At 55.5% G+C, this 12,121-nt stretch carries 7 protein-coding genes; 4 read left to right on the top strand and 3 right to left on the bottom strand.

The window, feature by feature from the left end; genetic code table 11:
- Positions 1–59: 59 nt before the first annotated feature.
- Both acrD and narQ read right to left on the bottom strand, forming a co-directional pair.
- A complete protein-coding gene (gene acrD, locus JKP81_RS00620) occupies positions 60–3,173 on the bottom strand; it encodes a multidrug efflux RND transporter permease AcrD (protein ID WP_200550209.1) in 3,114 nt (1,037 codons plus the stop codon).
- Between the two features lie 199 nt (positions 3,174–3,372).
- A complete protein-coding gene (narQ, locus tag JKP81_RS00625; RefSeq protein WP_200550210.1) occupies positions 3,373–5,067 on the bottom strand; it encodes a nitrate/nitrite two-component system sensor histidine kinase NarQ in 1,695 nt (564 codons plus the stop codon).
- Between the two features lie 223 nt (positions 5,068–5,290).
- Here narQ and aegA point away from each other — a divergent pair, with 223 nt between their 5' ends.
- The 4 genes from aegA (at position 5,291) to JKP81_RS00645 (ending at position 10,082) form a co-directional block, all read left to right on the top strand.
- Positions 5,291–7,270 (top strand): formate-dependent uric acid utilization protein AegA, encoded by a 1,980-nt coding sequence (aegA, locus tag JKP81_RS00630; protein WP_200550211.1) that lies wholly within the window; start codon positions 5,291–5,293, stop codon positions 7,268–7,270.
- Between the two features lie 82 nt (positions 7,271–7,352).
- On the top strand, positions 7,353–7,928 hold the full coding sequence (gene nudK, locus JKP81_RS00635) for a GDP-mannose pyrophosphatase NudK (protein ID WP_200550212.1): 576 nt from the start codon (positions 7,353–7,355) through the stop codon (positions 7,926–7,928).
- Positions 7,929–8,050: 122 nt separating this feature from the next.
- A complete protein-coding gene (locus JKP81_RS00640; RefSeq protein WP_200550213.1) occupies positions 8,051–9,094 on the top strand; it encodes a DUF1176 domain-containing protein in 1,044 nt (347 codons plus the stop codon).
- A gap of 49 nt (positions 9,095–9,143) precedes the next feature.
- Positions 9,144–10,082 (top strand): hypothetical protein, encoded by a 939-nt coding sequence (locus tag JKP81_RS00645; RefSeq protein WP_200550214.1) that lies wholly within the window; start codon positions 9,144–9,146, stop codon positions 10,080–10,082.
- Between the two features lie 36 nt (positions 10,083–10,118).
- Here the strand turns inward: JKP81_RS00645 and tkt are convergent, their stop codons facing one another.
- Positions 10,119–12,113, bottom strand: a complete 1,995-nt coding sequence (tkt, locus tag JKP81_RS00650) for a transketolase (RefSeq protein WP_200550215.1) — start codon at positions 12,111–12,113, stop codon at positions 10,119–10,121.
- Positions 12,114–12,121: the final 8 nt, after the last annotated feature.

The raw sequence follows: 12,121 nt of genomic DNA on the forward strand, positions 1-12,121 counted from the left end.
CAATGTGAACCGACACATGAAAAAGGCGACCACCAGGTCGCCTTTTTGTTATGCAGAAATTACTGCGTGCGCGCTTTGAGCGGGAAACGGCGGCGCACCAGTACGAAGAACAGCGGTACAAAGAAAATCGCCAGCACGGTGGCGGAAATCATCCCGCCCATCACACCGGTTCCCACCGCATGCTGGCTGCCGGAGCCCGCGCCGGTGCTGGTTGCCATTGGCAGCACACCGAAAACGAACGCCAGCGAGGTCATCAGGATTGGTCTTAAACGCTGACGGCAGGCATGCAGCGTGGAGACCAGCAAATCTTCGCCTTTCGCATTCATATCATTGGCAAACTCAACAATGAGTATCGCGTTTTTCGCTGACAGACCTATTACTGTCAACAACCCGACCTGGAAGTACACATCGTTTTCCAGCCCGCGCATCCAGGTTGCCAGTAGCGCGCCAATCACGCCAAGCGGTACCACCAGCATCACCGAGAACGGCACAGACCAGCTCTCATACAGCGCCGCGAGGCACAGGAATACCACCAACAGGGAGACCGCATATAACGCTGGCGCCTGCGCACCGGAAAGGCGTTCCTGGTAAGACATGGCGGTCCACTCCAGGCCAAAACCGGTAGGCAACTGGCTAACCAGTTTCTCCATCACATCCATTGCCGTACCGGTGCTGACGCCGGGGGCGGATTCGCCGACAATCTCCACTGCGGCATAACCGTTGTAGCGCTCAAGACGCGGCGAGCCGGTTTCCCAGCGCGAGGTGGCAAACGCGGAGAATGGCACCATTCCACCGCTGCTATTTCGCACATACCAGAGGTTAATATCGTCCGGCAGCATGCGGTATTTCGCCGCAGCCTGTACGTAGACTTTTTTCACGCGACCGCGATCCATAAAGTCATTCACGTAGCTGGAACCCCAGGCGGTTTTCAGCGTGTTGTTAATATCATCAATTGACACGCCCAGCGCCTGCGCTTTGCGCTGATCAATATCGATTTGCAGCTGTGCGCTGTCATCAAGACCGTTATGGCGAACGCGGGTCAGCGCCGGATCTTTGGCCGCCATCTCAATCAGACGATCGCGAGCCGCCATCAGAGCGTCGTGGCCTGCACCGGCGTGATCCTGCAATTCCATATCGAAACCGGCCGAACTCCCCATGCCGCTGATGGCGGGCGGGCTGCTGGCGAAAACGCGGGCTTCACTGATGCGGCTAAACGCTTTGGTGGCGCGTTCGATAATGGCAAACGCGCTGCCGCTTTTCGGATCGCGGGCTTCCCAGTCTTTCAGGCGGATGAACAAACGCGCCACGTTCTGCCCGTTACCACCGGGGCCGGAGCCGACGGTAGCAAACACGGATTCAACATTCGATTTCTCGTGGGTGAAAAAATAGTCTTCCACTTTCTGCACCACTTTCAGCGTCTGCTGTTGCGTTGCACCACTCGGCAGCTGCACTGAGGTGGTAAACATGCCCCTGTCTTCCAGCGGCAGAAACGACGTTGGCAGACGCAGGAACAGCAACACCATGCCGCCAATCAGCAGCACATAGAGCAAAATCCAGCGCAGGCTGCGGTGCAGAATTTTACCGACGGCGGTTTCATAACGATCGGCATTACGGTTGAAAATACGGTTAAAGGCGCCGAAAAAGCCTTTCTGCCCATGCAGCTCACCTTTATGCAGCGGCTTGAGCAACGTGGCACACAGCGCCGGTGTGAGGATCATTGCCACCAGCACAGAAAGCACCATCGCCGAAACAATGGTGATTGAGAACTGGCGATAAATCGCGCCGGTGGTGCCGCCAAAGAACGCCATCGGCACAAATACCGCCGACAGCACCATCGCAATCCCCACCAGCGCACCCTGGATTTGCCCCATCGATTTACGCGTCGCTTCCCTGGGCGACAGCCCTTCTTCGGTCATGATGCGTTCGACGTTTTCCACCACCACAATCGCATCATCCACCAGCAGACCGATGGCGAGCACCATGGCGAACATGGTCAGGGTGTTGATGCTGTAGCCGAATGCGTAGAGCACGGCGAATGTGCCAAGCAGCACGACCGGCACGGCGATAGTGGGGATCAGCGTGGCGCGGAAATTTTGCAGGAACAGGTACATCACCAGAAACACCAGCGCGATAGCTTCGAGCAGGGTTTTCACCACATCGATAATCGAGGCTTTAACAAACGAGGTGGTTTCGTAAGCGACTTTATATTCCAGACCGTGCGGGAAAAAAGGTGCCAGCTCGTTTAAGCGATTAATCACCAGTTCTGCCGTCGCCATTTCGTTAGCGCCGGAGGCCAGTTTCACCCCCAGCCCGGACGCGGGGTTACCGTTAAAACGGCTCAGGTAGTCATATTTCTCTGCGCCCAGTTCCACCGTCGCCACGTCGCCAAGACGCACTTCTGAACCGTCCTGATTCACGCGCAGCGTAATATTGCGAAACTGTTCCGGTGTTTGTAAAAGCGACTGCGCATTGATAGTGGCGTTTAAGGCCTGGCGATCAACGGACGGCGTTCCGCCAAGTTGCCCGACGGCGATTTGCGCGTTCTGCGACGAAATGGCGCTGGTGACATCCGAGGCGGTGAGCTGGTAGCTGTTGAGCTTCGCAGGATCGAGCCAGATACGCATTGAATATTGCGAACCGTAGGCGTCAATATCGCCAACGCCGTTTACGCGGCTAATCGGATCCTGAATATTACTCGCCACGTAGTCGGAGATATCTTGTTTATCCATCGAGCCGTCGGTAGAGACAAACGCGATGGTTAAGATATTGGTATCACCGGTTTTGCGCACCGTGACACCCTGGTTTTGCACCGCTTGAGGGAGTTTACGCATCGCCGATTGCAGCTGGTTTTGCACCTGCTGTACGGCTTCATCAGGATCGGTACCGGCACTGAAATTGAGCGTCACCGTTGCCTGCCCGGTGGCGCTGCTTTGCGAGGACATATACATTAAATTATCGAGGCCGGTCATATTCTGCTCGATAACCTGAGTAACGGTATTTTCCAGTGTTTGCGCCGATGCGCCAGGGTAGTTAGCGGTAATGCGGACGTTAGGCGGGGCTAAATCGGGATATTGTTCGACGGGTAAAGAAATAATGGCAAGTGTCCCCGTAAGACAGATCAGGATCGCCAGCACCCACGCAAAAATGGGGCGATCAATAAAAAAATTCGCCATCAGAAATAAAACCTCATATTGCTGCGCATCGTTATAGTGACATTGCTTGCATCAATGTAGCGGCAATGCGGAAACCAATCGTGGAGAAAAAAAGGAGAAAATGTAAATTATCATGCCTGATTAAGGCATAACTATGCATAACGAGACTTAAGCAAAATTTCCTCCTGCACAAAATCATTTTACTTTAAATTCTTTACACTTATTGACGCTGCGCGCTGACCGTTAACGGAAAACGAAACTGCACCTGAGTGCCGCTGCCCGGCGGTGAGACGATTTCCAGCACACCGCCAAGACGCTCGGCGCGCTCGCGCATGATCGTCAACCCGTAATGCCCGGCGGGCTCCTGCGTACTGTTCATACCGATGCCGTTATCGCGAATGTAGACCGAGTGCAGTCCGTCAGGATCGGTCACACAACTGACGGTGATTTCGCTGGCCTGCGCATGTTTAATCGCGTTGATAACCGCTTCACGCACAATTTGTAAGACGTTCATTTGCTGTTGCGCATCCAGTGCCTGCGTGGGTAAACGGCAATCCAGATTCAGCTTCGCGCTGGTCTGGCTCTGCAATACATCCAGTGCTTCACGCAGCGCGGCGGGTAGCGAACTTTGCTGTAAAGAGAGGCGGAACGTGGTGAGTAGCTCACGCAACTGCTGCCAGGCATTGTTCAGACCCCGTGAAAAGTCGTCGATAATCAAGTGTGCCGGGGCGTTATCGTCCGGCACTGAGCGCTTAAGCAGCGCCAGCTGGATACGCAGATAAGAGAGCATCTGCGCCAGAGAATCGTGCAGTTCGCGGGCGATGGTCGCACGTTCTTCCATCAGCATTAATTGCTGGTAATGCTTCTGCGCCTGGTTGATATAGAGCCCGCGTCCAAGAATGGTGGCGATATTACACATCAGCGGTGCGGAGAGCGGCTGCTGGTGGCTTTGCCAGCGCAGCTCGCCCAGCACGTTCTTCTGCATATTTACCGGCAAGCTGTTCACCGGCAGCCTGGGATCGGCCTCACCTTGCTGAATGCGCCAGTTGTCATCGACAACCAGTTCCAGGAAGCACGCCGCTTTATGATCGTAAACAATCTGTAAAACGTGATGCAGACAGAGGGCGTCAATCTGGCTGGTGTTGAGCGCCTGCGAGCACTGGTACATCACTTCCAGGCGACTGTTGGCTTCATGCAGATCGCGGGTTTTTTCTGCTACCGATGTTTCCAGCGAGCGGTAGAGCTTAAACAGTTGTCCGGACATTCTGTCAAACGTTGAAGCCAGTAAACCCAGTTCGTTATCCAGTTTGTTATCGAGCGGCAGCAAGGAAAATTGCCCTTGCTGGATGCGCTGGCAGGTGGCGACCAGGTTATTAAGCGGCTTGACGACCCGCTGGCGAATACGGCGCAGCGTAAAAAACACCAGCGTGAAAATCCCGGCTGCCCCCAGCAGCGAAATAGCGACTACCAGCATCATCTTGCGTTCGGCGTAGTGCTGGAGCGCCAGCACGAACAAATCAATTTGCCCGACATAAGCCTGGATATTTTGCTCGTACCATTGCTGGTCGCCCTGAATTAGATGTTTTTCCATCTGGCGCCAGTTTTCATGCAATTGCCCATAACGTAGCTGCACTTCCTGCGGCACGTACCAGCGGTTCAGGGTTTGTAATACGGGAGAGTTCAGCGTCTGCTGGTAAATCTGGCGGTGGGGTTGTAGTTCGGCGGTCTGTTTTTGCAGCTCGTAACCAAGACGATAACTCTGCATACGCAGCGACCCGGCAATATTAATGGCTTCCGCGTCCCGCAGGCTGCTGGCAAGCGTGACGAGTGCCACTCCGGTGGAGAGCAGCGACAGTAAAACAAGAGAGAAAAAGGCTCTGGCCAGGCTTCCTGAAACAGGTTTTTTGACTATCACTGCAGCGCTTCCCAATCCTGATGTTACGTACAGGAAACATCGGCCTGAACGTCCATCGAATGAAATAATTTTTCATAAATCCTGAAATAAATTGATCTGCTACAAGCTCGTGACAAATAGATAACCTTTCTGGGCAATTGAACATTGCCTGTGTCGTGCTGCCCCGGTAAATACAATCCTCATATAAAAAATAGGGTTTATTAAACCAGAAAAGAAGGGTGCCATGAATCGTTTTATTATGGCGAATAGCCAGCAATGTATAGGATGTCGTGCCTGCGAAGTCGCGTGTGTGATGGCGCACAATAATGAGCAACATGTGTTAAGCGCCGGACATTTTCACCCACGGATCACCGTGGTTAAACATCAGCAACACCGCAGCGCGGTGACCTGCCACCACTGTGAAGCTGCGCCCTGTGCCCGTAGTTGTCCGAATGGTGCAATCAGCCGCGTTGATGAGGCGATTCAGGTCAATCAGCAAAAATGTATTGGCTGTAAATCCTGCGTGGTGGCTTGCCCGTTTGGCACCATGCAGGTGCTGGTCACGCCAATTGGCGACGGGCTGGTAAAAGCCACCGCGCACAAATGCGATCTCTGCCAGGGCAGGGCGGAAGGCCCGGCCTGCGCGCAGAATTGCCCGGCCGATGCGCTACAACTGGTGAACAGCGACGCGCTTGCGGGGCTTGCTAAATCTCGCCGTCTGCGTACCGCCAGCCATGAAGCGCAGCCGTGGCACAGTGTCGCGGCGCTGACTCCCGCCTTTAACGACCGCAAAGTGCGGCAGATGCGCAAAACGACGTCTCGCGGTGAGCCAGATAAACTGCCACTGGCGGCGCGTAAAAATGGTTTTGATGAAATCTATCTGCCGTTTCGCGCCGATCAGGCCAATCGTGAAGCGGAGCGCTGCCTGAAGTGCGGCGAACACAGCATTTGCGAATGGACATGCCCGTTGCATAACCATATCCCGCAGTGGATCGAGCGGGTGAAAGAGGGCGATATTGCGGCTGCGGTTGAACTTTCGCATCAAACCAACTGCTTGCCGGAGATCACCGGGCGCGTCTGCCCGCAAGACCGGCTGTGCGAAGGGGCATGTACGGTGCGCGATGAGTATGGCGCGGTCACTATCGGCAATATTGAGCGCTATATTTCCGATCAGGCGCTGGCGCAGGGCTGGCAACCCGATTTACAGCAGGTTGCGGCGGTAGATAAACGTATCGCGATTATCGGTGCTGGCCCGGCGGGTCTCGCCTGCGCTGACGTGCTCGCTCGCCACGGCGTGAGCGCCACGGTGTTCGATCGTCACCCGGAAATCGGCGGTTTGCTCACCTTTGGCATCCCCGCTTTTAAACTGGATAAATCGCTGCTGGCGCGCCGTCGTGAAATTTTCAGCGCGATGGGCATTCGCTTTGAACTCAATTGTGAAATCGGTAAAGACATCGCGCTGGAAACGCTGCTCAGCGATTACGACGCGGTGTTTGTGGGCGTTGGCACTTACCGTTCAATGAAAGCCGGATTGCCAAATGAAGAGGCACCGGGCGTTTACGATGCGCTGCCGTTCCTGATTGCTAACACCCGTCAGTTAATGGGGTTGCCGGATAGCGCCGACGAGCCGTTTATCAACACCGAGGGGCGTAATGTCGTGGTGCTTGGCGGCGGCGATACGGCAATGGACTGTGTCCGTACCGCACTGCGCCATGGCGCGAGCAAAGTGACCTGTGCCTACCGTCGCGACGAAGCCAACATGCCTGGCTCGAAAAAAGAGGTGAAAAATGCGCGGGATGAAGGGGCTGAGTTTGAGTTCAACGTCCAGCCAGTAAACCTGGAGTTGGATAAGAGCGGCAAAGTCTGCGGCATTCGCTTGCTGCGCACACAGCTCGGCGAGCCGGATGCCAAAGGCCGTCGCCGTCCGGTGCCGATTGAAGGCAGTGAGTTTGTTATGCCTGCTGATGCGGTGATCATGGCGTTTGGTTTTAACCCGCATTCCATGCCGTGGCTGGAGCGCCACGGTGTGCGCGTTGATGACTGGGGGCGTATTGCCGCCAGTGTCGAAAGCCAGTATCGCTACCAGACCAGCAACCCGAAAATTTTTGCCGGCGGTGATGCGGTGCGCGGAGCCGATCTGGTGGTAACCGCGATGGCGGAGGGGCGCCACGCCGCGCAGGGTATGATGGACTGGTTGGGCGTCAAAGCACCAGGGCAGCATTAAGGCGTTTGCCATAAAACAGGCTTCACGGCGTCACACTTCGCGGCGTAGTATTACGCAAAGTTGTTAGCGCTCTGGAGCCTGTATGTCGCTGAAAATTGAAGTTATCAAAGATAAAATCCTCTCTGAAAATTACTTTGTCCTGCGCAATATCACCTACGATTTGACCCGTCAGGACGGTGAAGTGGTGCGTCATAAACGTGAAGTCTACGACCGGGGCAATGGTGCCACTATCCTGCTGTATAACCGTGAAAAGCAGAGTGTGCTGCTGATCCGTCAGTTCCGGATCGCCACCTGGGTGAATGGCAACGTGGATGGTCGCCTGATTGAAGCCTGCGCCGGGTTACTGGATGACGATGAGCCGGAAGTGTGCATTCGTAAGGAAGCGATTGAGGAGACGGGATATGAAGTTGGCGAGGTGCGCAAAGTATTTGAGTTGTACATGTCGCCGGGCGGAGTGACGGAAATTGTCCACTTCTTTATTGCGGAATATAACGACGCGCAGCGCGCGAATAACGGCGGCGGAGTGGAAGATGAAGATATCGAAGTGCTGGAGTTGCCTTTCCGCCAGGCCTTAGCGATGGTCGCCAACGGTGAGATCCGTGATGGCAAGGCGGTGATTTTACTGCAATATTTGCAAACATCTGGCCTAATGGACTGAAATTAATAAGGTTATCAGCTCCGCTTTCAGATGAAGCTATCCGACAAATCCGATTGAGCAAGCCAACCGGGAAATAGAATATACGCAGGTTCTGCGTCTATTCTTCCGGGGTTGTGCCAACCATGCGTTACCGCAGCGTTTTGACTTTGCTCTTCGGTCTTCTGGCCGCACCGTTGCTGTGCGCTGCGCCCGCGCAACAAACCTTTTCCGACTGGCAAGTCACCTGTAATAACCAGAACTTTTGCGTGGCACGCAATATTGGTGAGCATCAGGGGCTGGTAATGACGCTGGAGCGCAGCGCTGGCGCGCGTGCCGATGCCACGCTACGTATCGACTATGGCGGCATCGACGCGCCGATTACTAAAGAACCGCCGATTGCCGGGCGTTTATTGTTTGACGGTCAGCCACTGGCGTTGGCGAGCGATCGCTGGCAAACCACTCCGTGGCATCTGGTGACGGATAACACTGATGCCATCACTTCGTTTCTAAAAAACATTCAGGAAGGCCAGGCGCTTACCCTGCGAGGCAGCAAGGGCGAGATTTCTCTGGTCGGGCTGAAAGCGGCGCTGCTGTTTATTGATGCGCTGCAAAAACGTGTCGGCAGCGAAACGGCATGGATTAAAAAGGGCGATAGCCCGTCGTTAAGCGTCCCGCCCGCACCCGCGTTGAAAAAGGTAGCCACGGCCAACGTTGCGCCAGCTCCGCTGACGCACCAGGAACTGAACGATTTGCTGGATTACGGCACCTGGCGAATGAACAACAGCCAGTGTTCGCTGGATCCGATGCGCCGCCAGGTGCGGGTGAGCGCGCTAACCGATGATAAAGCGTTGCTGTTGATCGACTGTGAAGCGGGTGCGTATAACATGGTCGAACGCGCTTGGCTGGTATCACGGGAAAAACCATTTGCCGCACGGCTGGTGCGCCTGTTGCTGCCTTTCACGCCGGATAACGGTAACGATGAAATGGAGTTGATGAACGCGGCATTTGATGAGAAAACCCGCGAGCTGACCACACTTTCCAAAGGCCGCAGCCTGGCGGATTGTGGCGTGTCGAGCCGCTGGCGTTTTGACGGCCAGCGCTTTCGCCTGGTGCGTTACGCGCAGGAGCCCTCCTGTGATAGCTGGCACGGCCCCGATGCATGGCCAACGCTGTGGGTGACGCGCTAACCCTTCGCTGACATAATCCTTCCCGGATATTTTTATCGGGAAGGGAATAATGAAACGCGTTTACCCACAATGGTTTGCGGCCTGCGTACTCTTTTTTGCCGTTCTGCCTGCACAGGCTGAACTGACCTCAGCAGATAAACAGAGCATCGCCCAGCTTGTCGATGTCTGGAATAGCCACCTGAATGGCAATGCCCAGGCAACCGGCAGCGATCTCTATGCGGCTCAGGTCGAATGGTTTGGCCAGCATCTTGAGCGCGACGAGGTACTGCGCCGTCAGCAAGTGTTCACCTCTCACTCACCGCACTATGCGCAGCGAATTATCACCACGCTTGATATCACCGAAGATGAGGCGGGCCAGGTTCAGGTCGAGTTTGTCAAACAAGCCGGGCTCGATGAAAAACAGGTAAAAAACTACCCGGCGCAGCTTACTTTCAGCAAGCAGCATGAGGGCTGGCGCATTAGCGGCGAAACCGATTTGCTCACCCGCCTGAATCAAAAAGAGGCGTCGGTACAGGGGCTTTTGACCAAAGGTAAGTTTGACGGCATTACCAAAGATGTCGTGTGGGTGAACGCGCGCGACCCCAAAACCGGCGGCAGTTGCGATGAAGAGGGCGACTGTGAATGTAAGCTCTGGAGCAGCAACCCGGCTGTAAAACCCGCAGTGGTGCCGCAGTGCATTGGTGGCGGAGTGGAAACGCTGTCGCAACTCGATGATAGCGGGCGCGATCGGGTCGTTGTTTTCCCGCAGTGGTGGACCAGCGCCTGGCGGGTGGTTTATGTCTTTGATATCCAGCAAGGGCAATGGGCGAAAGCGCTGCCTTCGTTTCCCATTAACATCAATATTCAGGAAGACGATGACGCCGCAACGCTGGTGAAACGCGACACGCAACACAACGGCAATGTGCTGGTGAAAAAAGCACTGTGGGATGAAAAGCAGGAAGATATCGTGACGCCGCAGGAGAGCGAGCCGTTGCTGGTAGTGAAATAAAAATGGCGCGCCAGCCGTATGCTGGCGCGCCCACGCTTATTTTTTCAGTACTGCTTTGGCTTTTGCCACCACGTTCTCGACCGTGAAGCCGAAGTAGGGGAACAGCTTCTCGGCAGGCGCCGATTCACCGTAACCGGTCATACCGACAATCGCCCCTTTCAGGCCGACATATTTGTACCAGTAATCGGCAATCCCGGCTTCGACCGCCACGCGCGCACTCACATCCGAGGGCAGCACAGATTCACGCCAGGCTTCATCCTGCGCATCGAAAATATCGGTTGACGGCAGCGATACCACGCGCACTTTATGGCCTTCGTTAGTCAGTTGCTCCGCCGCATTGACGGTAATTTCCATCTCCGAACCGGTAGCAATCAGGATCAGATCTGGCGTACCCTCGCAATCTTTCAGGATATAACCGCCACGGCTGATGGCCTGCACCTGCTCCGGGGTTCGCTCCATTTGCGTGAGGTTCTGGCGCGAGAGGATCAGCGCTGTCGGGCCATGATGGCGCTCGATCGCTAGTTTCCAGCCGACAGCCGCTTCCACCTGATCGCACGGACGCCAGGTGCTGAAGTTTGGCGTTAAACGCAGGCTGGCGAGTTGCTCCACCGCCTGATGCGTTGGACCATCTTCCCCTAAGCCAATCGAATCATGGGTGTAAACCATGATCTGCCGGGCTTTCATCAGCGCCGCCATACGCGCCGCGTTACGGGCATATTCAACGAACATCAAAAAGGTGGCGGTGTAAGGCACAAAACCACCGTGATGCGCGATACCGTTGGCAATCGCCGTCATACCAAACTCGCGCACGCCGTAGTGAATGTAGTTCCCGGCCAGATCCTCTTTCAGCGAAGTGGAGCCAGACCAGATAGTGAGGTTGCTGGGCGCGAGATCCGCAGAGCCGCCAAGCAGCTCCGGCAAAATTGGCCCATAGCTGTTGAGCGTGTTCTGCGACGCTTTACGGGTGGCGATTTTCGCCGGGTTGGCCTGCAGCTTATTGATCCAGTCGGTGGTGGTTTTCTCCCAGCTTTCCGGCAGTTCACCGCTCATACGGCGTTTAAATTCAGCTGCCAGATCCGGGTACTCTTTAGCCCAGACCGCCAGTTTCTCATTCCACTCATGCTGATGTTTCGCACCGCGCTCGCGGGCATCCCACGCCTGGTAAATCTCTTTCGGGATCTCAAAGGCCGGGTATTTCCAGCCGAGTTTCTGTCGGGTAAGCGCCACTTCTTCTTCACCGAGCGCCGCGCCGTGCGACTCCTCTTTCCCGGCTTTGTTCGGCGAGCCAAAACCAATCACCGTGCGGCAGATAATCAGTGACGGCTTATCTTTCACGCGTTGCGCTTCTTCGATAGCTTTTTTCACCGCCTCGGGTGAATGGCCGTCGATGTCGCCAATCACATGCCAGTTGTACGCCTCGAAGCGTTTGGCGGTGTCATCCGTAAACCAGCCCTCGGTTTCGCCATCAATCGAGATGCCGTTGTGATCGTAAAAGCCGATCAGTTTGCCAAGCCCCAGCGTGCCCGCTAGCGAACATACCTCATGGGAAATCCCTTCCATCAGGCAGCCATCGCCCATAAACACATAGGTGTAGTGATCAACAATGTCATGCCCCGGCCGGTTAAATTGCGCCGCCAGCGTACGCTCGGCAATCGCCAGCCCGACGGCATTCGCCAGCCCCTGCCCGAGCGGGCCGGTGGTGGTTTCCACGCCCGGCGTATAGCCGATTTCCGGGTGGCCTGGGGTTTTGGAGTGGAGCTGACGGAAGTTTTTCAGCTCTTCAAGCGGCAGGTCATAACCACTGAGGTGCAGCAGGCTGTACAGCAGCATTGAGGCATGACCGTTAGAGAGGATAAAGCGGTCGCGATCGTACCAGGTGGGGTCTGCCGGGTTGTGGCGCAGAAAATCATTCCACAGCACTTCAGCAATATCTGCCATCCCCATCGGGGCGCCAGGGTGGCCAGAATTGGCTTTTTGCACCGCGTCCATACTCAGGGCGCGAACGGCGTTAGCAAGCTCTCTACGGGACATAATTCACT

This window comes from Kosakonia sp. LAM2021 (genome assembly GCF_016620385.1).
Lineage (GTDB): Bacteria > Pseudomonadota > Gammaproteobacteria > Enterobacterales > Enterobacteriaceae > Kosakonia > Kosakonia sacchari.

Bases quoted from the DNA above. Each gene is read 5' to 3' on its own strand.
- JKP81_RS00640 (WP_200550213.1), top strand. From the start codon at position 8,051: ATGCGTTACCGCAGCGTTTTGACTTTGCTCTTCGGTCTTCTGGCCGCA.
- JKP81_RS00645 (WP_200550214.1), top strand. From the start codon at position 9,144: ATGAAACGCGTTTACCCACAATGGTTTGCGGCCTGCGTACTCTTTTTT.
- nudK (WP_200550212.1), top strand. From the start codon at position 7,353: ATGTCGCTGAAAATTGAAGTTATCAAAGATAAAATCCTCTCTGAAAAT.
- tkt (WP_200550215.1), bottom strand. From the start codon at position 12,113: ATGTCCCGTAGAGAGCTTGCTAACGCCGTTCGCGCCCTGAGTATGGAC.
- aegA (WP_200550211.1), top strand. From the start codon at position 5,291: ATGAATCGTTTTATTATGGCGAATAGCCAGCAATGTATAGGATGTCGT.
- acrD (WP_200550209.1), bottom strand. From the start codon at position 3,173: ATGGCGAATTTTTTTATTGATCGCCCCATTTTTGCGTGGGTGCTGGCG.